Origin of the sequence: Butyrivibrio hungatei (genome assembly GCF_900101605.1) — a bacterium.
Lineage (GTDB): Bacteria > Bacillota > Clostridia > Lachnospirales > Lachnospiraceae > Butyrivibrio > Butyrivibrio hungatei_B.
The window spans coordinates 1-22770 of the sequence record NZ_FMUR01000016.1 but is presented as its reverse complement, the minus strand read 5'-3'; the positions used below and the strand labels follow the sequence as shown (position 1 = coordinate 22770).

Here is a 22770-nt window from a genome sequence, read left to right as displayed (position 1 = left end):
CCCCTTTGCTTCGACCTGTGTAATGTTTCATCAATATTAAGATTTGACTCCCACCACACATCAGCCGTTTTTTATATATGTACAGTATACCATTTTGAGCCCGATAAGTACATTTTATAAGCGAAAATTGACCCACTTCTTTTAATATTTTCGCTTTTTTTGTGAATGATGCACAAAATTATTTCATGGTTTTTAACGTGGATAAATCAATTTATTCGATATATTTCCGTGGATAATGTGGATAACTTCGTGTATAAGTCCATTTTTTAGACAATTTTTCTCATATTTTGTGGATAACTTATGAATTATTTGTTCTCAAAAAATAATCTTTTTGTTATTGACTTTTGTTATTATGTGCACTTTATTGAAAACATTCATCCAAATCTCGGCAAGTGCTTCGGACTGCTCTGGGATATACACTAAGCTCGTGAAAAACCTTGCTAAGTGTATCCCCATGGCTCGCACTAGCCTCGAAAGGACCTCGGCAAGTGCTCTGCTCAAAAAGAAAAGGAACCGTTTATACAGTTCCTTTTCAAATTTAATTCAATATTCAATTACAAGATTCTTCTTACTGCGAGTACCTTACGGTAATCAGCGTTAGAAATCTTAATACCTGTCTTAGCTGTTGAAGCATGTACAATCTGTCCGCCACCAATGTAGATAGCAACGTGACCTGAGTAACATACGATATCACCCGGCTGTGCATTTGCAAGTCCATCGACTGCAGCACCCTGAGTTCTGTCAGCAGCAGAACTGTGAGGAAGACTTACACCGAAGTTCTGATATACACTCATTACAAATCCTGAGCAGTCAGCACCGTTTGTCAAACTTGTTCCGCCGTAAACATAAGGATTACCAACGAACTGTTTAGCAAATTCTGCAACCGCAGATCCGATTGAGCTTGTCTCTGTTGTATAAGAAGCAGCTGATTTATATCCATCTTTTACAGCCTTATCGGATGTATTCTTGCTGGCAGCTTTCTTATTGGCATCAGTCTTAGCTTTTTCTTCTGCGAGACGTTTCTTCTCAGCGTCATTAGATTCAGCCACTTTGTAATCGAGCCAAGGTTTAACGTAATCGGCACAAATGAATACGTCACCTTCCTCCATGCTTATCTTGTACCATTTTCTTCCTTCGCTGTCATCCTCTTCGCCAAGAATAATAACTTCTTCAGCTGATGATACATAACCCATTACATCGGTATCTGTACCGGGTCCTTTTCTGGTCTTAAGAACACCTTCCTCAGTCTTTACAGTACCCATCTGGGTAGCAACTTCCTGAGCATAATCCGCAGCTTCCTGTCCTATCATACAGAACTGAGCCTTAACCCAACCTGTAACATCACCTGATTTGATCTTGTACCATCCGTCCTTCTCTTCTATAAGAGTACCGACAGATTTATCATAAAGTTTACCAATTTTCTCGCCATTTGTCTCACTCGGGTTATCACGAATATTTACATAACCCTCAGCTTTGGCAACTACCAAATTGTCAACATTACTTGCTTCTGTTTCATCCTGGGACTGTTCTTCACCTTCCGCCTCGTCTCCGCTTACGGATCCGGTCGCATTCAAAATATCACGAAGAAGACTGCTTGTAATATTTGAAGCATTAGGTGTCGCATCGGTAACGGCAGAACTTAACTCGATCTTATCGGCAACAGACTTACTGATTGTTGAAGAATCACCATGACTTCCCGATTTCCCCGATTTCTTACTCGCTCCTTTGTCAGATCCACTCTCTTCGTCGATACTGTTCTGAAGAGTTGAAAGTGATACTTGATTATCTCCCAGAGCGTATGTAAAACCTGCCTGAGGCAAAACGCTCGTTACTCTCCTTGAAGGTGCAGCATGTACTATTACACTATTCATGTTGGAAATTGTTATTGCAGCTACAACACTAGCGGTCATAATCTGTTTAGCAGTTTTTTTCAAAATAACCTCCGGTTTGTTACATTTTTGTTACGCATATACAAATATACGCTATTTGCTTCCATTTGTCAACTTTTGCAACGCGTTCACCAAAAATTCAATATTCCCAGAGTATTACTGAAAAAAATACACAACAAACAAATTTTAAGGACAATTTTCGTATATATTTTTCACAAAAAATTCTTATTCCGCTAATTATTTGTATATAACGCATTTATTTACAGTATAAGGTAATCCTGAGCCGCAGTTACTGCATTTGCGCCATCTGCCACCGAAGTAACAATTTGACGAAGTCTTTTTTTTCTGCAATCGCCTGCAGCAAAGATTCCGGGTACATTTGTTGCACAATCTTCACCCGCAATTATATAACCGTTTTCGTCACATTCGACAATATTGGCAAAACTTTCCGTTGTGGGATGTATGCCTATTGCCACGAAAATTCCGTCAACGTTAAGGTCACTGTCTGTATTTTCTTTAAGATTTTTAACTCTGAGTGTTGTAACTTTATCTTCGCCCTTTATCTCCTGTACTACGCTGTCCCAGATAACTTCCACATTAGGAAGTCCAAAAAGTTCATCCTGAAGGATCTTCGCAGCGCGAAGCTCGTCTCTTCTGTGGATGAGATATACTTTCTCACAGAATCTCGCAAGGAAAATGGCATCTTCCACAGCAACGTCTCCGCCGCCGTTAACAGCCGCAACCTTGCCCTTGTAAAAAGCTCCGTCGCAAGTTGCACAATACGAAACGCCCTTTCCGATATATTCCTCTTCTCCGGGAATTCCGAGCTTGGAATGATGAGCCCCGGCAGCTATAACAACCGTACGTGTCTCATAACTTGCATTCTCGGTATTTACCTTAAATACAGTTTTGCCGTTTTCGCCCTGAAGCTTCTCGATTCCGGTAACTATTCCGTCAGCAAACTCCGCACCGAGCTTATCTGCATGCTCTCTGAATTTCATTGCAAGATCGAATCCGTTGACACCCGGGATTCCAAGATAATTGTCAACTTCATACGTATCGATTATCTGTCCTCCACTCACAGGATTTTTTTCTATAATAAGCATATTAAGTCCGGCTCTCTTAGCATATACAGCTGCAGAAAGACCGGCAGGTCCCGAACCGATAATTATAAGATCAAACATTTGCATTTCCTCCTAACTGATTAAAATCTACAAAATTTCCTATATAAACAAAATGGATTAGATTGTGCGCAATCTAATCCTATCACTATTTCGAATTTTTTAAAAGTAAAATTTTTATAACCAATTAAACCGACTATACAAGCTCATACTTTTTAAGCGCATTCCAAATTCCGTCATCCTCAAGATGAGTTGTGACAAAGTCCGCTATATCCGCGATCTCATCAGCGCATCTTCCCATTGCAATAGCCGTTCCTGCAGTCTGCATCATTTCCATATCATTTACGCTGTCACCAAAAGCGAAAGTATTTTTTACATCTTCAGATAAGAGTTCACAGACTTTCTCAATTCCCGTCCCCTTATTAAAGCCCTTGGGAACCATCTCTACAACATGCTCGTTGTGGATCATGTAATCATAAAGATCTTCAAGCTCAGCAAAACAGCTCTTGGTATCACATCCCGTCGTCGCGCATGACAATTTGTTGATCTGCCAGTTTCCCCAATTATCATCAATACCGCGAAGCCTGTCTCCCATATCCGCCATAACTTTTCTGCCGTACATATCATTTTCAAAATCTTTTCTTTCCATATAGAGATATTCCGGGCCTTCAAGGATTGGTCTGAATCCATATCTTTGAACCGTTTCCACAGTTCTTATCGCATCATCTTTATCCATAATTCTGTTGTAAATAGTCTTTCCGTCGTATTCGATCATACATCCGCACGCCGAAACGATACCGTCAAAACCCATTCCCAATAGTTCTTGATTGCTTACAAAAGATCTTGATCTTCCTGTATTTATAAAGCACTTATGCCCGTTCTTCTTTGCCTTCCTTATTCCTTCTTTTGTGCTCTCCGGGATGTAATTCTTGTAGTCCCAAAGCGTTCCGTCAATATCAAAAAATAGAATCATTAATCTTTTCCACCCTAAATCCATCCTCCATCGAGGGTTATTATCTGTCCGGTCATATATTCGGGTGAATCCGCAAGCATGACCGCAAGCTTTGCAACTTCTGTAGCTTCACCCATTCTTCCCGCGGGTATCTCATCTTCAAGGGCACTCAGGTCCTCCTCCGTCAGATGCTCTCTGTTCATCGCGGTGTCAATGACTCCGCACGCAATGGCATTTACCTGAATGTTGCTGGGCGCAAGCTCTTTTGCCAGCGCTTTGGTAAAAGCATTCACACCGCCCTTAGATGCTGAATATGCCACTTCACAGGACGCTCCGACCGATCCCCACACAGAAGTTATGTTTATTATCTTACCACAATGTTTCCTCAACATAACAGTAGCTGCCGATTTACATGTAAAAAAAACCGAATCGAGATTAGTACTCATTACTTTTCGCCAATCTGCGACACTCATATCGGTAAGCAGGCCTATGTGCGCTATTCCTGCGTTGTTTATGACAATATCTATGTCTTTTATCTTCCTTGCAAAAAGATCCGACACCGAATCATAGTCTGCGGCATCGCAAGTGAAACTGCTGCATTTCACACCGTACTCACTGCGAAGATGATCGGCAAAACTCGCCAGCTGCTTTTCGCTTTGCTTACAGGTCAAAAAAAGTTCATCCCCCATTGCAGCGAAAGCTTCCGCTATAGCTTTTCCTATTCCTCTTGATGCTCCGGTAATAAGGACTTTTCTGTTCACTTTGCGCCTCCTTATTAATGATTAATGCGCTGCCCCCATAAAAGAGCAGCGCACGTATTCTGTCTTATATATCAGCCTCACAGATTACACATAGCCATTAGCAGCAATGTGAAATTGCATCGATAACAGTTTCCTCAACAAAAGGCTTTGCAACAAATTCTGCTGCTCCAAGCTTAACAGCTTCCATCATCTTATGCTTCTGTCCTGCAGCTGTGATCATAACAACCTTTGCATTTGGATCGGCTTCTCTGATAAGCTTGAGTGAATCAATACCGTCAAGTACAGGCATGGTGATATCCATGGTAACGATGTCGGGCTTAAGCTTCATGTACTCATCAAAACCTTCCTGGCCGTTAACAGCTTCACCTACAATTGTATAGCCGGCTCTCTCCAATATATCTCTCAAAACTTTTCTTGAAGTTCTGGAATCATCTACTATTAAAACGTTCTTCATTTTCTATATTCCTCCAACCTATTACATGGTCGTTATTTTTGTGTCTTTTGATACTGCAATGAGATATTTAACCTCACCGCCGCAAATATAAACAGGCATAACCATGATCTCATCACAGCTAGCTTCTGTCTCTGAAACAGAGAATGCAGGGGGCTCAAGCTCTATAAACTTTGATTCCTTACTCTGTTCTGTTACATATAAACCGTTGATACAATTTATAAGTTCGCAAACCGCGTCAAGCGCGTCTTCTCTTGTTTCAATAAATTCTTCCTTGGTGTACGCTTTAGCCATTCTCTGTACGTCTTCATACTTACCTGAAATGCCTACAAACGCATTCTGATCTCCATGGAATTTCTGATAGCCAAGGACTTCATCCTTAATATTTTTTGTCTTATATGCCTTTCCGACAAATACGTGACTATCCACGAGTCTGTACATATTCTTGATACCCATGGAAAACATTCCTCTGTATATCGGGTCCTCAGTCTCAAGGAAAAGTGGCACGATTTTCTCAACATCACCGGACTTAAGTGTTGCCATATCCGATTCTGTAAATCCGTGGAGTTTCTGATATTCTTCCTCCACCTCTGCCAACTTACTCATGGAAATACAATCCATATCCGTAAGTGCCTGAATAAAAGCAAGGTACGGATTTCCCTGCAACTCCACAAGACGGCTTACCTGGGTATCTGTCAAGTACCCACGCTCGATGGCAATATCTCCAAAACGCTTATCCATAGATGCCTGCATGGCATTTACCTGTTCTGCCTGTGCTATAGTCATAAGCTTCTCTGCGACAGCTATAACACCAAGCTTAGCGCAATTGGATTCTTGTATCTGATATGCCTTCTCAAGCTGACTCTTGTCGAGCAAGCCTTTCTCAACCAAATATACACCAATTAGACGATCGAACATTGCTGTAGCTCCTATACATAAAAATTTGTTTATAACTTACAGTACCATTTTAGACCATTATCCGTATATAAACAAGACTATTTATTTTGCTACATCACAATAAATTGTATACCAAGGAAACATTGAATCATACATCGTTTGCTTGGCATACAACTTTCAAGAACGTTTTATTATATTTTTCTTAATTTTTTTCCATCTGCGTCATTGCGCCATTTACAGCCCTCTTTACAGGATTGTCGTCATCGGCTCTTCTGTTCTGCTGTGCCTTTGTTTCTCTGTAGGCTCTGTTGGCACTGTCTATCGCAATTATCTGTTCTTTCGGCATGAAGATCCTGTGTCCCGCGGGATTGATCGCCACGCCGTCCTTATCACGGATAAATCTTGCGATATCACTAAATGAAAATACTGCGGCATTCCACTCATGTCCGAGCTTCATTTTCCCAAACTCAAAACCGTCTGTGAATACCGGCATAAAGATCTTGTCATCGGCGGTTTTCACCATGAAGAATGTAAACTTTGTATCTTTTCCCATTCTTACACGTCCGTTCTCTGTCTTTTCTGCATGTCCCTCATACTGCATGGGAACTATATATTTCCCGTTAAAGAGATTTCCTATCATTCTCTTTTCCTTAAGAGCAAGAATCTCATCTCTCTTTTCATATTTTACGGGCCATCTGCGCTCTTCGAGCATATCCAGCATTGAGAAGCAAAGCTGCGGATTTACGGGTGCATCTTTAATAACTCTGTTCCACTCACCCGGAGCCGCCGAGATCTCATCTCTCTTGAACTTAACTCTGTAAGCGCCGTTGTCGATTATCAGATCCTCAAGGCCGATGCAGTAAAGGAAATCAAAATATCCTTTTCTTCCCGCACCTTCTTCCTGCTGCGGTTCAACCTCAACCTCTTTTACCATAACCTGACGGTACTGCTTCTTGTAGAGTTCAGCCGCTTCTTCCGCCATTTCTTTTCCAAAATACAAAAGGCCGTATCCATGGTCGATGAACGGATATCCCGTCGACTTATCATAGATTACATATAGAATTTCAGCATCTCTGATCCTGCGAATTACCTCGTTATAAACTTTTCTGCGATTTCTCTCATAGTCGGGAATCGGAACCTCTCTGTCAAACTCATCAAATGTCGTAAGAACAAATAAAAGTTCCTGATCGTTAAGTTCCCTGAGTTCATCTATCGAAACATCATCCTCATATATTATCTGTCCGATGTCATCCTTACGTTCCTCGGGTACTGTCTCTGCAAGGCAGCACTCAATTCCGGGGAGATTCACATGATTCAGCTTAGGTATTATCGGCCAGTCAAGGGCAGCATGAGCTTCTCTGACTTTCTCAAGTTCCCTCTCTCTTGCTATTCTGATTTCTTCATCAAGTTCTCCGGGCCGGAGCGCCTTTTCTTTTTTTCCCCCTAACAAACTAAATAGTCCCATCTATATCCCTCTTTCATCTGATGCTGTTATCAGCTCTCATAAAATGTTTTTGATACCCCTGCAAGATATTCGGGGTCACGGCTTCCCGCGGATTCATAGGGCGAATGCATTGCAAGCTGAGCAAGTCCTATATCCACCGTATTAATGGAAACCTGCGATGTCGAGATATTACCGAGTGTTGAACCACCGGCAATATCAGAGCGATTGGTAAATGTCTGATAGGGAACATTTGCCTTCTCGCAAATAAGTTTAAATGTGGCTGCGGATACCGCATCCGTCGTATATTTCTGATTTGCGTTATATTTAATAACGATTCCGCCGTTCATAAGCGGTCTGTTAACAGGATCCGCCTTTTCCTTGTAATTGGGATGCACGGCATGTGCGTTGTCGGCAGAGATCATGAAGCTGTTTGCAACTGCTGTAAAATACTGCTGCTTCGTTCTTCCAAGAGCTTCATTTATTCTGACAAGCGTATCCTTCAAGAAAGTGGAATCCGCTCCCTGCTTGGTTCCGCTTCCAACCTCTTCATTATCGAAAACGCAGTGCATAACAACATTTTCGGATTCTTTCGCTGTAATGAATCCCTCGAATGTGGCATATACGCACTCCTGATCGTCAAGTCTTGAACTTGCGATATACTCATTGTTTGCGCCCCAGAATGTGGGTTTCACCCTGTTGTACAAAAAGAGATCGTGGCTTAAGATATCTTCTTTTTTCACACCTGCCGCATCTGCGACCACTTCAAAAAACTTCCCTTTGGAACTTGCATCTCCAAAAAGCGGTATGCAGTCGGTCTGCGGATTGTACTTGGCTGAGCTGTTTGCATCCCTGTTCATATGGATAGCAAGTGAAGGTATCATCAAAAGATCTCTGTCAACATTTACGAGCTTTGATATAAAACCGCCTTTTCCATCTCTTACGATAAGTCTTCCGGCAACCGAGAGCGGCCTGTCAAACCAAGGTGCGCAGAGCATTCCGCCGTACTTCTCGGTATTTAATTTTACATATGCAGAAACTTCCTCCATCTCAGGATTCTCTTTTATCTTAAAAGAAGGAGAATCGCTGTGACTTGCGATCAAATAAAAACCTTTGAATTTCTTATCGGGGATCCTGAAAGAAATTACAGAAGAATCGTTTCTTGTAACAAAAAACTTTCCGGGCTTAAGTTCCCACTCCTCAGACTCTTTCAGTTCCACGTACCCCCTGTCGGCAAGTTCCTTCTTAAGGTTGTCGACCACGTGAAAACATGTCGGTGATGCGTCAATAAACTCAAGCATTTGTTCTGTTATATTCTTCATTTTACTTTTCCGCCTTTTATCATATTTCATTGCAGTTTACATAAACCGCAACCAATATAATTATAGCCCATATTTGCTTTCAAAGATATTCGATCGTCCTGTTATCGACATATTAATTATATAAATCAAGCATTAACATTCTAGCATGTGTGACTATGCCCATCAAGACGTTTTACTGGAAATTATTGTAAAAAATTTTTGAACAACTATAGATAGTATCTTCAGACTCTCAAGTTTGCCCCTCACGAACACAACTAAAAAAAGAGCCAGTCTCTCACGACTGACTCTCATAAACTTTGGCAAACCCTTACGAAGTTTGATTATCCAAATCCGTTTCATTACAAACAACTCTATCATGCATATACAAACCAGATGAAAAGATATCCCATTAACACCGCGGTTAGTGTAAACGGAACTCCTATCTTCATGAAATCTCCGAAAGAAACTTCGTAACCTTCTTTTCTGAGCATTCCCACACCGGCGATATTTGCGGAAGCACCGATAGGTGTAAGATTTCCGCCAAGTGTTGCACCGATCAAAAGTCCGAAGTACAAAAGAAGCGGACTTGCCGACATCACGGCAGACAAACTTCCAAGTACCGGAAGCATGGTCGCAACATACGGGATGTTATCGATAAACGCCGAGATTGCAACAGAACCGAAAACTATAACCGTGTACAGCATAAAGACATTTCCTTTTCCCGCATCGGCTATGATATTTGCAAGTTCGTCAATGATGCCGACATTGGTAATTCCGCTGATAACGCAGAACAGACCTGCAAGAAGGAGCATAGTATCGTAGTCGATTGCTTTGAGCGAATGCCACATGCTATCTGTTCCCTTTGAAAGAAAAATCTCCCAGATGATATTGATGATTCCGCATACCATGCATATCACACCGTTTGTGATCTCAGGCTTATTCTGGAAAAAGGATGCGATAACAAGAAGCACAACGTGCCCAAGCATCATTATCGTAGGAACATAATCGGTTACAACAGTCTTCTCATCTGAGCTTACGGGTTCTTTGTCTTTTCTGAAAAGAACCATCATGATAGGAACCGTAGCAAGCGCTCCGAGCTCAACCGCAAAGAAGATTCCGAGCTTTCCGTCCATCCAGAAGAAATCGTTAAAGTCCATCCCTGCAGCTCCTGCGAGCATGATGGATGTTGTATCTCCAACAAGTGTTGCGGCTCCCTGAAGGTTTGATGAAACCGCGATACATATGATCATCGCAACAGGCGAGATCTTGAGTTTTTTGCAGATAGCAAGTCCGACAGGTGCAACCATAAGAACCGTCGCAACGTTATCGATAAATGCAGAAATGATTCCCGAGAAAAGAGACATCGATATCGTAACCCACAACACATTCGGCGCAACATTAAGAATCTTGTCCGCAATGTAATTGGGCATCTTGGATTCTATGAAGTAATCAACGATTACCATAGTTCCAAAGATCATCATAAGGACGTTCCAGTCTATTGCCGAAAACACCTGATTAAACGGAAGAATTCCCGTGATCACAAAAATAAGCGCCGTAGAAAGCGCAACGTATGCTCTTTTCTTAGGCAGAACCACCATAAGAACATACATTATTACAAATAAAACAATGGCTAAAGTTTTCAAGTTTCTTTACTCCTTCTGTTGAAAAAACTTTTATCACATATAAAACCTGATCTTCAGGTCATGCACATCTTCCGCCGCTTCCCTGCAAAGCCTGCAAAGCGCATCAAAATATTTTCCGAGCCTGTACTGTGCAAATTTGGCATTGTAAAAAATAATATTCCAGCCGTCGCCGCTCTCCGTAAGAACATCATAGAGCGCGTCAAGATTTCGGCCGTAATAATCCGGAAGAGGGAGCTCTTTTACAAGCTCTGCCTGAAGTCCCTCCGGCGTTGCAATTTCTGCTAAATCAATATAAAAAACCTTCTCCATAGTTTAATACACCTGCTCAAAGTTTTCATAATGATCGTCTGTATAATACACACTTCCGTCGTCTGAGTAAACTATACGCTTTGCTCCTCTTGAATCGGCACCCAGCGTATCTATATCACATTCTTTGTACTTCTTTCCATCGGGTAGCTTTCCCTCGTTGTTGCCAAATCTGTCTCCGCCTATGCACTTTCCTTTGGCGAATTCATCGAGCCCTCCGCCTGTCCAGCCAAGCTTTTTGGCCTCATTCTTAGTGATGAAATTGGAAGGAAGTTTGCCGTAAGTGTGGATATAAAGAGCCACATCATCTTTTGATGTATACGTTCCGTCTTCAGAAACCGCAGATGCCTTCTCATTATCACCTGCTGCCGCTGCATCGGAACCCGCAGCATTTGAAGCTTCTTCTCCTGAATTACCGCTCTCCGACACTTCACTTACAATATCGGACGCGAGCGCATCACCGTCCAAAGTTATCGCGTTGCCCGCTCCGTCAGTAAAAAGAATCGACAGATCCTCGGCAGAAATATCGCTTATTCCTGAGTTATCATATGAGGATGCATCCTCGCCGTCCGTTATACCGCGCGCTGCGAATATTCCGGAACCAACCGTCGTCAAAACCATAAACAACAGCATTATAAACGCAACTATCCTAACGCTGTTCTTACCTTTTTTCTTAAAAAAATTCACTTGTATACCTCTTTTTAATTCAATAACTTTTCATCCGATCGTCAAATATACATGTTCTCGGCAAGTTCTTCCCTTGAAAGGAAAGGCGCAAGATCTTCAAGCGGAGGACTTGATAGGCTTCCGTCCGGCTCTCTTCGCGCCGAGCTCTTGGGTGCCCAAACCTGCTCAGTATCGGTATAAACTTCAACGAACACAGGACTCTTGGCATCTACCGCCGTCTTCATCGCATCTTCAAGCTCATTTCCCGTGACCACCCTACTGTAGGGATAGCCGAACGCTTCCGCGATCTTTTCAAAAGACGGGAATGCGAGATCTCCGCTCTCGGGGCCGATTCCGACTTTTGAATACTCTTTGAACAGATTGTTCTGAGTAAGTCTGATCGAATGATAGCCCTCATTGTTTATGAGAAATACCTTGATAGGGAGCTTGTTTGTGATAACAGTCTGAAGCTCCTGAAGGTTCATCATTATACTTCCGTCGCCTTCAAGACATATTGTTTCTTTTCTTCCTGCCGCGATGCAAAGACCTATCGCTGCGGGAAGACCATATCCCATGCTGGCTACCGCGTTGTTTATTATAAATCTCGTGCCTTCTTTTACTACCCAGCTCTGGTGGCCCGCTACGCAGCACGCACCGTTACTTACTGCAGTAAGACTTCCCTTAGGAAGTGCCGCAGAAAGAGCTTTGATAAATCCGTATACATTAACCTTGTTATCGCCTGTATGGAGCTGACTTTCCGATACAACGGGATATTTTTCTTTCCATGCCACGCACTGTTTTCTCCATGCATCGGCAGGAGAAACGTAAGTCTCGCCACACTTATCTGCTGCCGCATAGAGCTTTTCAAGAAACTCTTTTGCGTCAGCGTGAATCTTCATATCAACATGAACAGTGTGTTTCTCCATCTCAGCAGGTTCAATGTCGACCATTACGACCTTGGCAGCTCTTGCCCATGTTCCCCATGTATAGCCTACCTGTCTGATTGAAAGCCTGCTGCCTATGACGATGACAAGATCCGCATTCTGTATCGCAAAGTTCCCCGGTCTGTCACCCATATTACCGCCGCGGCCGCAGTAAAGCGGATTGTCTGTTTCTATAACATCGATTGAATTCCAGTATGTACAAACGGGAACTCCGAGTTTATCCACAACTTTTCTGAACGCGTCAAAACCACCTGAAATACGCACTCCGCCGCCTGCATAGATGACGGGACGCTCAGCTTTTTTGACCATCTCTATTACTTCGTTTATTGTTTCATCAGAAACTTCCGGAGTCTCTTTTTCATAAGAAGCTGCTTCTTCCTCGCTGTAGCCTCTGAGCGAATCGGGATCGATCTCAGCGCCCTGGAAATTAACGGGAACATCGATCCACACAGGTCCCGGTCTTCCGACGTTCATAAGATGCCAAGCTTTTTCCATGTGATATCTTATGTCTGCGGGATCTTCAAGCATAACTGCGTACTTGCACATGTGCTCAGTCATGCGGGTTATATCGTACTCCTGATCTCCGAGAGAACGAAGTCCCTTGCGATCATACTCTTTTCCCATGAGCTTATGCTCATATCTGACTGTTGTGTCATAACGCACCTGACCGCTTACCACGAACATGGGGAGCGAATCAAGCCAACCTCCGAGTACGCCCGTTATTGCATTTGTTCCGCCGGGGCCCGAAGTTACACAAAGAGCCGCAACTCTTCCGTCATATCTTGAGTAGCTCTCAGCAGCTATGGCCGCGCCCTGCTCATGATGGAAGTGCGTACATGTCATTCCTTTTGTATGGCCAAAAGAATTATTCAAATACATAGCGCCACCGCCTACTACAGTGAAACAGTCGGTGACGCCCTTTTTTACCAAAAATTCTGCTATGTAATCAGAAACTCTCATATTTACCACCTTATCCAAGGTGCTCTACCTGTTTCAACAAGTTCCGTAAGTTCGTCCCTTTCTCTTGCCGTATCCATGCACTTCCAGAAGCCGTCATACTTGTATGCGACCATTTCGCCGTCTCTTACAAGATTGTGCATAGGTTCTTTTTCAAAGAATGTCGCATCGCCCTCGATATAATCAAAAACACCGGGCTCAAGGACCATGTAACCGCCGTTAATTCTAGCGCCGTCCATGCTTGCTTTCTCTCTGAAATCTTTAATAGTAGAATCATCACCTTTATCAATATCAAACACACCAAAGCGCTGTCCTGCAAGGATTGCCGTTACTGTCGCAAGTTTGCCATTTGCCTTGTGAAACTCAAGGAGCTTTGTCATGTCTATGTCACACACGCCGTCACCGTAGGTCATAAAGAATGCCTCGTCTCCGACATGCTCTCTTATCCTCTTGATACGTCCACCCGTCATGGTGCTGTATCCTGTGTCGACAACAGTTACCTTCCAGGGCTCCGCCTTCTGTGAGTGGAACGTTGTCTTATTCTCGTTTGCAAAATCGAAAGTCACATCGCAGTTGTGGAGATAGTAATTTGCGAAATACTCTTTTATAACTTCCTGCTTGTATCCCGCGCATATAATAAACTCATTAAATCCGTAATGTGAATATTCTTTCATGATGTGCCAAAGGATCGGCTTACCCCCGATCTCGATCATTGGCTTTGGGCGAAGATGGCTCTCTTCACTGATCCTTGTTCCGAAACCTCCCGCTAAAATTACAACTTTCATCTAATCTCTCTTTCCTTCCCGTTGGGTTACATAGTGCCACCAAATTGATACTCAGTAATATACTACTTTTTGAAATTTTTTTGTAGTCCATTTATTATATGTCCACGTTCTCCAGCATTACCGGAATTTTTCTGTTCGCACATTCCATAGCTATAACACCGGTATCACCGTAGTATGCGTCCCACATATCAATAAACTCAAGGCTCTGGTTATCTTCGTCCCAAATAACACCTTCTGCGTTCTTTACTTTTTCTACAAATGCAAGGTATCTCTCACGAACATCATCTTCTGCCTTATCAAGGTTTGCAGTCAGATAATCCTGGGGAACAAAGATTGCAACAAGTTTTCCTTCTTTTGCAGTCTCCGCAAATGTATCAAGAACGCGCTCAAATTTATCGATTGCTGCTTCGCCGCGGCACATGAGAGTACTGATGGTGTAGTAATAAACGACTGCCTTTCGGTCTGCATATTCACCGAGGAATTCGCTCCATGCCTGTTTCATTGCTGCTTCATCAGCAGATTTTTTTTCATCATGTCCGTGTCCGGAAGCATCGATATTCTCTGCATGCGCACATACTGCGTTTTTAATATCATCTGCTAAGCCGTCGCTCTGCACACGTTTCTGCCAGTCTCTTCCGACATACGGCGAAACCTCGATCTTGTTTTCCCAAAAAGCCCTTGTCTCCTCGCCGGAAAATCCTATCAATTTCCGGAGATAGAGCTCCCTTTGCTTTTCCGACTTAAGAAGAACCTTATCGGCATTTACCACCGCAGGCTGCTCTGCGAGTATTTCAATACTGCGGCATGCCTTGTCCTCGCTGTCAATCGGATCGTCGATGTCAAAGCATGGCACATAAATAAGCTCATCCGTCGCATTTATTATATTCGATGAATAAAAGAACTCATGCACGGTAAGCGACGAATTCCACTCATCATAAGGCACCTGTATAACTATCGCATCGGGATGAACTCCCGCATAATCAAACTTCTCGAAATCCTCGACATTAAGATATTCAGGGAAAAGAGCTCTTTCATCATGCATTTCCCCGACTTCGCCCTGAAAATTGGTATCATAAAAACTGATTGGAAGTACATGAACGTCATGTCCCTCTGATACGTACTTGTGCCACAAGCCTTCCATGGTATCCCACCACATTGCTCTGCACGGTAGGAAAAGAATAGTCTTTTTATCCTTCTCCTTTTGAGGAACAAGCATTTTTTCCATATATCTTCTGACTGAAACAAGCATTTCATTGGAATCAAACGTATATCTGAACGGATTATGTCCGATCTTTTGGGCAAGCGCCTTCTCCTGACTTATATAGACCGGATATTCGTGCATACCGCCGCCCTTATGTATCTCCATGTAGTTGCCGTAATCCAAAGCCAGTTTGTAATCATAGCAACACGGCACCTGCAGCAGCGTATTCTCGAACTCCATCTCAAAAGATTTATTCATGAATTTTTTGGGATAAACATGATTTCCGTACTGAAGATAAAAAGGCATCATGGCTACCCTGTCCGCCTCAGATACGGGACACTCCATGTATATTTTTTCAATCAGCTTCTGAATCTCATGTTTAAGCTTTTTTCCCCTACGAAGATGAACATGGTTCTCCTTCTCAATATCTATGACAAGCGATTCTATATTCTTCGCAAGATTGCCCAATTCGTCTGCTGCATCAACGGCATCATGTACCAATATTGCCTTTTGGGCCCTCTCCAAGCGCTCTTTTTCTTTTTCTTCGTCATTATAGACTCCGTCCATGGGAAAAATATCAACGCCCACGGTGTAAGGGCATCCGCTGAACTGCGAAAGATGATCCTCGCTGCAATCTATGGTGTTGCAATTGACTATCCTTCCGAGGAAATTATCATATCCTTCTTCAATATCCCTAAGTGACAGAAAAATATACACACTCGGCATCTCTTTTGGAGCGATCTCAAAAAAGCGCTCATAATCATCGCGGAGCATATAGATGTCAAAGTCATCATCCCACGGAATGTATCCGCCGTGACGCACTGCGCCAAGGAGCGTTCCGTAATCGGCAAACCACTTAATACCATGTTTTTTGCACAGTTTATCAATATCAGACAACATCTGAAGCTGACCTGCCCAATAGCGCTTCATCATCGTTGTGATATAAAAGCCGTTTCTGACTTCCTCTCTGAAAAAAGAATCAGGAAAACTGATCTCATCAAGCGGCACAATATTTTTTTCTTCGGAATTGTTTATATTCATCAGATCAAACTCGCTCCTCTTTCAGATATGAAAAATCAAGTTCTCTTATCGCAGGGATAATTTCCGAATACCCGGTGTTTTTTCCGAACAAAAGAGTTGTACCGAGGACAAAACCGTCCATCTTCTTTGGAACATATTCTTTCATTCTCTCTGCGCCGCAGGCTCCGTCCCAGTATAGCTCAAATCCCATTTTTTTCCTGAGGTGAAGGAGCGCGTCAATTTTCTCACCAACGAAAGGAAGAAACATCTGGCTGGCGTTGCCCGGATTAACCGCCATTACAAGAACTCTGTCAACAATGCGAAGCTGCTCTCTTACAGACTCAACGCTGGTTCCGGGATTTATCGCGATACCGGGATGCATTCCGTGATCAATTATCTTCTGGATTGTCGCAGACGGATGATACTCCGCTTCGGGATGAATGTAGACCGTATCTCCCTCGCGAAGATACCTTAGAAAAAGCTCTATATTATTCCTCGGATGCTCGATCATCAGGTGCACATCCAGAGGTTTACTGCTCAATCTTGCAATCGCCACCATGTCATAGAGCGACATGGCGAAGTTATTAACATACCTACCATCCATGATATCTATGTGAAAAGAATCTATTCCGGCTGCCTCAAGAGCTTTAACCTCTCTCTCTAGATTACCGAAATCAGCGCACATCATGGACGCCGTAAGTACAAATTTATTCATACTACCCCCTCAACAATATATGATATATGAATTATTCCGTTCATTTGACACTTATATCATATACATTTTATCATAGATAACTCTTTTGTCAGCGTTCTGCTGCATCTGAACTGTAAGAATTTTCACATTAATCCAAAATCTGCGATCATAACGGGCTTTCCGATAACAGAAAACGCCGGCACGAACGGCGACGGACTTCCGTAATACGCATCATATTCCTGCGCTATCGCATCCGCATCTTTAGAATCTTCAAATGTAGCTTTTATGTAGCCTTTTGAAACAGCGCTATCCATTGCATCAAATATCTCTTTTGCCAAAGAATCCTGCACTTTAATCCATTCTTCTTTATCTTCGGGATAAAGAGAAATCGAGACATCAATATTATCAGCCGACTCCTTTAATATCTCCAACTTTGAATTAAGTGCCTCTGTAAGTGAAATTCCCCGCTCCGTGCTCTCAAGAAGTTCATTGGCACCTATACAGACAAGGAGTTTCTTCCTTCTGCTCTCTCCCGCTTCGCTATCAGATTTATTATCAGCTTTTTCACCGAGAGTTTCAGTTAACGCTTCTATATATTTATCCGCAACCTCGATTTTCTTTTTCCATATATCTTCCGTTTCCTGCCCCGCAAAAGAGGAAAGCACATCAATATACAAGCTTCTGATATTCTCCGACTGAACAAGAACCTTGTCCGCAGCGATCACAGCCGGAACCGTAACGTAATGGCGCATATTGTACATATCGCTTCCGTCATCCTTCGAAAACTCCGCCGTTGGTGCGATTGGAACATATACCACATTATCCGCATATTTCCTGACATTACTTGCATAGAAATATGGCGGAATCGTATGGCATGAATTTGCTTCATCATATGGATTCTGAATATAAACAACATCGGGAGCATGCATTTCAATGTCATAGTTTCTGAAATCTATACATGAAAGTTCCACGGGATACTCGCTCATATGCGCAGATTCCGCAATCTCCTCATCAGTCATATTAACTTCGCCGACAAAATTCTTTTTCAAAAGAGGAAGCGGAACAACATATACGTCTGTGTCCGGATCTGATATCTCCTTTTCATATAAGTCTTCAAAAGCCTTCCATTCTCTGATTCCTATGGGTAAAAAGAGAATTTCTTTTCTATCTAGAATGTTTTCTTTTACCGATTGTTCCACCTTATCTAAAGCATCTTTGCTCTTATAAAAATCGGTTTCGGCGTTATTTGCAGCCGTTTCTTCTGTGGCTCCGCTCTCTGCCTTTTCTTTTACTTTTATATAATCTTCCCAAAGCGCATCACACAAGGATTGCAACGCACCTACAAGTTTGACGGTACAATCTCTGTCCGCACCTTTAACATTCTCGGTAAGCGTTCCAAAATCTGCCGCAAGCTGCTGAATGTCACCCACAAGCTTTGTAAGTTCATCAAAAGCCTCTGCGGCAAGCTCACTTCCCGAGCATATCTTATCCGCATCTGCAAGCATCTTCTTAAGCTCAGAAACACATTCTTTTGCAATCGTCTTAAGAGAATTACTTTTATCAGGGACATCTCTTTCAAGAATTTTCGGATCAAACTTATATCCGCCAAAAGACTCTCCTGAGATTTCTTCCATCTCTTTCTTTTGCCCTTCAAAGAAAGGATAATTATGTCCGTCCCAGTTCTTTTTGACCGTGCAATAATCGCCGTATCTTTTGGTAAGTACCGTGTTGTAGCAGGCCGGCACAGGAATTGTGGTATTCTCAAAAGGAAGTCTTATACTTTTTTCATACCACGATTTCGTTTCGCCCGCGCTACTTCCATATTTAATTACCCAGGGAAAAATCTGTCCGACACGATGCGTATCTCCGGGCTTAACTCTTGCCATTTGCTTCTCGGCAAGGCGATACAGCGAAACAGCAACTTCTCTTTCAGACTTTTTGTCCGGATTTAACTTTGGAAATTTTGTATTATATTTTGCGGAAAACTCATTAAGCTTCTGTAACACCGCATTTTTATTAATTTGTCCGTCTATGATGCCATCTGCCACCGCGAGGATATTAAGGATCTCATCACAGCGGGATTTCTCTTTTTCCTCATCTTCATATAGATAGTCCTTGATAAAAATGTCCACTCCCGCAAGCCACGGAAAATTATTGTGTTCATTAAGATATTCAAGATCAAAACACATCTTGGAATTATTGACGACTCTTGCCAGAAAGAGCCAATGATTATCTTTTCTCTCATAGTCGTGGATAACGAAATTCTCCGGAAGCTCTGCATCCGCGACCTGTCTGAATTTATCATAATCGTCTCTAAGCATGCAAATATCAAGGTCATCATCCCACGGAATGAATCCGCCATGCCTTACCGCACCAAGAAACGATCCCCAATCCGCAAAATACCTTATTCCATGCTTTTCACATATACTGTCTATTTTACTTAAAACGTCAAGCGTAGCAGACCACGCCTGCTTTATCGCTGTAGGTATATAGAAGCCGTTTCTGACTTCGTCACGCAAAAAATTAATGGAATTGTCCATTATTTTTATCCCCTGATAATTTTCATTTTGAAAAAGGGCCCCGTTTCCGGAGCCCTCTTTGGTAGTTGCAATTATGCAAATGACCAAGTTTTCTTGTGAACCATCTAGGATTAACCGAGAAGTGAAAGAACACCCTGATTTGTCTGGTTAGCCTGAGCCAGCATTGACTGTCCAGCCTGTGCAAGGATGTTGTTATTCGAATACTTAACCATCTCGGTAGCCATATCTGTATCACGAATCTGTGATTCAGCAGCCTGTGTGTTCTCAACTACGTTATCAAGGTTCTTGATTGTGTGCTCAAGTCTGTTCTGAACAGCACCGAGATCAGATCTCTGAGTTGATACTTTCTCAAGAGCACCCTTGATTGCGTCCATAGCCTTAAGTGCATTTGAACCATCTTTTCCTGTAACAGTGCACTTACTTCCCTTAATCTCAAGAGTTGATGTGCTCATAGAACCGATAGTAACTGTAATCTGGTTAATATCCTTTGTGTCAGCACCAACCTGAAGTTTCTTTTCTTTGAAAGTTCCATCAAGAAGTTCCTGATCGTTGAACTTTGTTGCTGAAGAAGTTCTGTCAATCTCAGTCTTAAGCTGTGTAATCTCTGCGTCAATGTACTCACGATCCTTTGATGTAAGAGTTTCATTAGCTGCCTTTGTAGCAAGCTCATTCATTCTCTGAAGCATATCGTGTACTTCGTTAAGAGCACCTTCAGCTGTCTGAACTGCTGAGATACCATCCTGAGCGTTAGCAGAAGCCTGTGTAAGACCTCTTACCTGACGTCTCATCTTTTCGGAAATTGCAAGACCTGCTGCATCATCTGCTGCTCTGTTGATCTTGTAACCTGATGATAACTTCTCACTTGACTTAGCCTGAATACCAGTTGTGATTCCAAGCTGTCTGTTTGCATTCATTGCTGTTACGTTGTGTTGTACTACCATAATATAATTCCTCCTTGAATTTGTACGGTGGCTTCCTTGCCACTCGTTTGCTCGTTTCGAAATAGTTCTTAGTGCTGGCCTAAAAACCATCTCTGTTTTGTTTTACACTTTTATTATCGACTATAAATCTAAAAAAATAACCCCTTTTTAAAAAAATAATATATAAACTTTTTATAAACTATAATTTTTGTAAAAAAAATCCTTATTCTTATGCAGTCTCACTACTCATTACTCTGTTCAGCAGAAGCTGTATTCGCAGCATTTTCATCCTGAGTAGGCGGCTGCATACTTTCTGAAACGTCTATGCCCTCTTGAACATTCGATGGCTCACTGTCACGCATCACCGTTGCTTCATCCTCTGATGTTTTTTCTTTATCTTCTTTTTTTTCTTCTACAGAAGCAATCACGCTTGCTGCTGTATTTGCCTGTTCAGTATTTATCTGCTCGCCCAGAACAGGTCTTTTTTCTGTAACTGAAGTTTCAGTAGACGCCGCTTCAGTCTTATTCACCGTAGTTTCGGAATCTTTCTGCCCGGATTCTTCCGTAGCTTTAGGTGTATCGGATTCAGGCTCTTTTGCCTCCTCTTGTTCCTCTGTCAGTTCGCTGCTTGCTGCAGTTGCAGCTTCTTCAAGCTCTTCCTGCTGTTCAGGTTCTTCCTCTTCTTCATCAGAAAGAACAGGCTCAACCTTCCAGGTAACCTTCACAACCGGATGAACAGCAACATCCTGCCAATTTCCGTTGGGATTACAATATCCCGTAAGTCCAAAAGAATACGAATCAAAATCTATCTCTTCGGGAGACCTCGAAAGCTCATAAGAATAGCTTCCACTCTCCTCATCAATTCTGTAAATATAAGCATCATCAGGCGCGCTGCGCATCTCGGTACTGATTGATATTTCGCCATCCTCCGAAATTGGCTTTTCATTTCCTTCATCATCTACAACGGCAAGATACATGCTGCATGCATCCGAATCGCCAAAGTCAGTATTTCCTGCAATCTCAATATCTCCGAGATTTTCAACACTTGCCGTTATCGTGACAACAACAGGGACGTTACTTCTGTTTTTTACCGTAAGGGAATCGCTGCGCCTTGAAAAATCATACTCTCCATCATGATTTCTAAACAGTATCGTTGCGTTCTCCTCGACCTTTCCGCCTCCGTACTTGGCCGCATCGGTAGCAAAAATAAGGCCCTGCGGATCTATAATAAAGTCAAAAGGCGATTCACCGTCTTCGCTGATGGCAGGTAGCGCTACAGATACCACATCTTTTCCATATACTTCAAGTGGAAGAGTCACCGTGTCAACCGCCCGCACATCAACAGAACCAGCAAGCAACATGAATGCCGTGCAAATTCCCGTTAACAATGCAGTTGTCCTCATCCTTTGCTTCTTCATAAACCAAAATCCCCTGTTATATATCAGAAATATCTATATGGTTTTTCGACATGTTCTTGTATAAATATAATACCATAATTTAAAAAGCTTGCAGTAGTTGAAAGAAAGGTCTGAATTGATTTTCTCAACTCAGACCTACTAATTCGTTCGTTTTTTCACTTACATCACCGCTGTATTATACGGATGAATCATTTTAATATCATCCGCCATAGATATTCTAAGATTTCTTATATCTATATCATTTTGGATGTCTAAAAAATATCGATCCGACACCCCAAAAAATCTCGCCAATCTCAGAGATGTATCAACAGTCACTTTCCTTCTATCATGAAGAATATCTTGAATTCTTGATACAGGAACATGAATAGCCTGTGCCAGCTTATAAGCAGATATTCCTAACGGTTCCATGAATTCTTCATACAATATTTCACTCATATTTGGAGTCTCAATAAATGTTTCCATAATAATTATCATCAATATTTTCCAGAACGATGTCAAGCATTGCTCTTGGCGTAACAACAAAAGATTCCATCGGAAAATGTTTTATATTTCCCTAGTGTTAGCATCTAATTAGTACATTTTAAAATGAGTTAATCCTTTAAATAGCATATAATACAAGAGGAGGAACTCATTATGCCAAGAAAAAACAAACAACACACAAAGCAGTTCAAGTTGGATGCTGTCAACTATCGCAAGGAACATCCTGATCTCACACAGGTTGAATGTGCTAAGAATCTCGGAATAGGTACCAGTACCTTAGCAAGGTGGGAAACCCAGTTCAAAGATAATGATGGTGATATCCCTACCAGAGGATCAGGTAACTACTCATCTGACGAAGCCAAGGAAATAGCCCGTCTTAAACG

20 protein-coding genes are annotated in these 22770 nt (G+C 42.2%); 1 reads left to right on the top strand and 19 read right to left on the bottom strand.

From position 1 onward, the window contains the following. Nucleotides 1–554: 554 nt before the first annotated feature. From BLP87_RS12390 to BLP87_RS12300, 19 genes are all read right to left on the bottom strand, one after another. The gene (locus tag BLP87_RS12390; protein ID WP_242871864.1) at nt 555–1934 is read right to left on the bottom strand and encodes a C40 family peptidase; all 1380 of its coding nucleotides are present in this window, start codon (nt 1932–1934) and stop codon (nt 555–557) included. A 215-nt stretch (nt 1935–2149) separates the two neighbouring features. Then, nucleotides 2150–3073 (bottom strand): thioredoxin-disulfide reductase, encoded by a 924-nt coding sequence (gene trxB, locus BLP87_RS12385; RefSeq protein ID WP_083334607.1) that lies wholly within the window; start codon nt 3071–3073, stop codon nt 2150–2152. A gap of 133 nt (nt 3074–3206) precedes the next feature. Then, the gene (locus BLP87_RS12380; RefSeq protein ID WP_074462950.1) at nt 3207–3983 is read right to left on the bottom strand and encodes a Cof-type HAD-IIB family hydrolase; all 777 of its coding nucleotides are present in this window, start codon (nt 3981–3983) and stop codon (nt 3207–3209) included. A gap of 14 nt (nt 3984–3997) precedes the next feature. Continuing rightward, nucleotides 3998–4723: an elongation factor P 5-aminopentanone reductase gene (gene ymfI, locus BLP87_RS12375; protein WP_074462949.1), complete on the bottom strand. Its 726-nt coding sequence runs from the start codon at nt 4721–4723 to the stop codon at nt 3998–4000. A 97-nt stretch (nt 4724–4820) separates the two neighbouring features. Then, nucleotides 4821–5177 carry a response regulator gene (locus BLP87_RS12370; protein ID WP_074462948.1) on the bottom strand — a complete coding sequence of 119 codons (357 nt, stop codon included), beginning with the start codon at nt 5175–5177 and terminating at the stop codon, nt 4821–4823. A gap of 21 nt (nt 5178–5198) precedes the next feature. Continuing rightward, nucleotides 5199–6092, bottom strand: coding sequence for a chemotaxis protein CheX (locus BLP87_RS12365; RefSeq protein ID WP_074462947.1), 894 nt, complete (start codon nt 6090–6092; stop codon nt 5199–5201). A 181-nt stretch (nt 6093–6273) separates the two neighbouring features. Further along, the gene (locus tag BLP87_RS12360; protein ID WP_074462946.1) at nt 6274–7536 is read right to left on the bottom strand and encodes an SseB family protein; all 1263 of its coding nucleotides are present in this window, start codon (nt 7534–7536) and stop codon (nt 6274–6276) included. A gap of 29 nt (nt 7537–7565) precedes the next feature. Further along, complete coding sequence (locus tag BLP87_RS12355) at nt 7566–8834, bottom strand: M18 family aminopeptidase (RefSeq protein WP_074462945.1); 1269 nt, start codon at nt 8832–8834, stop codon at nt 7566–7568. A gap of 353 nt (nt 8835–9187) precedes the next feature. Continuing rightward, the gene (locus BLP87_RS12350; RefSeq protein WP_074462944.1) at nt 9188–10456 is read right to left on the bottom strand and encodes an ArsB/NhaD family transporter; all 1269 of its coding nucleotides are present in this window, start codon (nt 10454–10456) and stop codon (nt 9188–9190) included. Between the two features lie 33 nt (nt 10457–10489). Next, on the bottom strand, nt 10490–10765 hold the full coding sequence (locus BLP87_RS12345; RefSeq protein WP_051625351.1) for a barstar family protein: 276 nt from the start codon (nt 10763–10765) through the stop codon (nt 10490–10492). A 3-nt stretch (nt 10766–10768) separates the two neighbouring features. Continuing rightward, on the bottom strand, nt 10769–11449 hold the full coding sequence (locus BLP87_RS12340; protein WP_242827231.1) for a ribonuclease domain-containing protein: 681 nt from the start codon (nt 11447–11449) through the stop codon (nt 10769–10771). A gap of 41 nt (nt 11450–11490) precedes the next feature. Further along, a complete protein-coding gene (locus tag BLP87_RS12335; protein ID WP_026667959.1) occupies nt 11491–13332 on the bottom strand; it encodes a thiamine pyrophosphate-binding protein in 1842 nt (613 codons plus the stop codon). Nucleotides 13333–13334: 2 nt separating this feature from the next. Beyond that, a complete protein-coding gene (gene rfbF, locus BLP87_RS12330; RefSeq protein ID WP_074462943.1) occupies nt 13335–14114 on the bottom strand; it encodes a glucose-1-phosphate cytidylyltransferase in 780 nt (259 codons plus the stop codon). A gap of 94 nt (nt 14115–14208) precedes the next feature. Continuing rightward, entirely contained in the window at nt 14209–16356 is a 2148-nt protein-coding gene (locus BLP87_RS12325; RefSeq protein WP_074462942.1) for a LicD family protein, read from the bottom strand. 4 nt (nt 16357–16360) lie between these two features. Continuing rightward, entirely contained in the window at nt 16361–17050 is a 690-nt protein-coding gene (locus BLP87_RS12320; RefSeq protein ID WP_074462941.1) for a ribulose-phosphate 3-epimerase, read from the bottom strand. A 122-nt stretch (nt 17051–17172) separates the two neighbouring features. Further along, nucleotides 17173–19569, bottom strand: coding sequence for a LicD family protein (locus BLP87_RS12315; protein WP_074462940.1), 2397 nt, complete (start codon nt 19567–19569; stop codon nt 17173–17175). 110 nt (nt 19570–19679) lie between these two features. Then, nucleotides 19680–20510: a flagellin N-terminal helical domain-containing protein gene (locus tag BLP87_RS12310; RefSeq protein ID WP_074462939.1), complete on the bottom strand. Its 831-nt coding sequence runs from the start codon at nt 20508–20510 to the stop codon at nt 19680–19682. Nucleotides 20511–20731: 221 nt separating this feature from the next. Next, nucleotides 20732–21907: a hypothetical protein gene (locus BLP87_RS12305; RefSeq protein WP_074462938.1), complete on the bottom strand. Its 1176-nt coding sequence runs from the start codon at nt 21905–21907 to the stop codon at nt 20732–20734. 159 nt (nt 21908–22066) lie between these two features. Further along, nucleotides 22067–22342 (bottom strand): HigA family addiction module antitoxin, encoded by a 276-nt coding sequence (locus tag BLP87_RS12300; RefSeq protein ID WP_242871863.1) that lies wholly within the window; start codon nt 22340–22342, stop codon nt 22067–22069. Between the two features lie 198 nt (nt 22343–22540). Here BLP87_RS12300 and BLP87_RS12295 point away from each other — a divergent pair. Further along, a partial coding sequence (locus BLP87_RS12295; RefSeq protein ID WP_074462937.1) for a transposase occupies nt 22541–22770 on the top strand: 230 nt, incomplete at its 3' end.

Bases quoted from the DNA above. Each gene is read 5' to 3' on its own strand.
- BLP87_RS12345 (WP_051625351.1), bottom strand. From the start codon at position 10,765: ATGGAGAAGGTTTTTTATATTGATTTAGCAGAAATTGCAACGCCGGAG.
- BLP87_RS12325 (WP_074462942.1), bottom strand. From the start codon at position 16,356: ATGAATATAAACAATTCCGAAGAAAAAAATATTGTGCCGCTTGATGAG.
- BLP87_RS12335 (WP_026667959.1), bottom strand. From the start codon at position 13,332: ATGAGAGTTTCTGATTACATAGCAGAATTTTTGGTAAAAAAGGGCGTC.
- BLP87_RS12310 (WP_074462939.1), bottom strand. From the start codon at position 20,510: ATGGTAGTACAACACAACGTAACAGCAATGAATGCAAACAGACAGCTT.
- BLP87_RS12300 (WP_242871863.1), bottom strand. From the start codon at position 22,342: ATGAGTGAAATATTGTATGAAGAATTCATGGAACCGTTAGGAATATCT.
- BLP87_RS12305 (WP_074462938.1), bottom strand. From the start codon at position 21,907: ATGAAGAAGCAAAGGATGAGGACAACTGCATTGTTAACGGGAATTTGC.
- BLP87_RS12370 (WP_074462948.1), bottom strand. From the start codon at position 5,177: ATGAAGAACGTTTTAATAGTAGATGATTCCAGAACTTCAAGAAAAGTT.
- BLP87_RS12360 (WP_074462946.1), bottom strand. From the start codon at position 7,536: ATGGGACTATTTAGTTTGTTAGGGGGAAAAAAAGAAAAGGCGCTCCGG.
- trxB (WP_083334607.1), bottom strand. From the start codon at position 3,073: ATGTTTGATCTTATAATTATCGGTTCGGGACCTGCCGGTCTTTCTGCA.
- BLP87_RS12315 (WP_074462940.1), bottom strand. From the start codon at position 19,569: ATGGACAATTCCATTAATTTTTTGCGTGACGAAGTCAGAAACGGCTTC.
- BLP87_RS12320 (WP_074462941.1), bottom strand. From the start codon at position 17,050: ATGAATAAATTTGTACTTACGGCGTCCATGATGTGCGCTGATTTCGGT.
- rfbF (WP_074462943.1), bottom strand. From the start codon at position 14,114: ATGAAAGTTGTAATTTTAGCGGGAGGTTTCGGAACAAGGATCAGTGAA.
- BLP87_RS12380 (WP_074462950.1), bottom strand. From the start codon at position 3,983: ATGATTCTATTTTTTGATATTGACGGAACGCTTTGGGACTACAAGAAT.
- BLP87_RS12355 (WP_074462945.1), bottom strand. From the start codon at position 8,834: ATGAAGAATATAACAGAACAAATGCTTGAGTTTATTGACGCATCACCG.
- BLP87_RS12365 (WP_074462947.1), bottom strand. From the start codon at position 6,092: ATGTTCGATCGTCTAATTGGTGTATATTTGGTTGAGAAAGGCTTGCTC.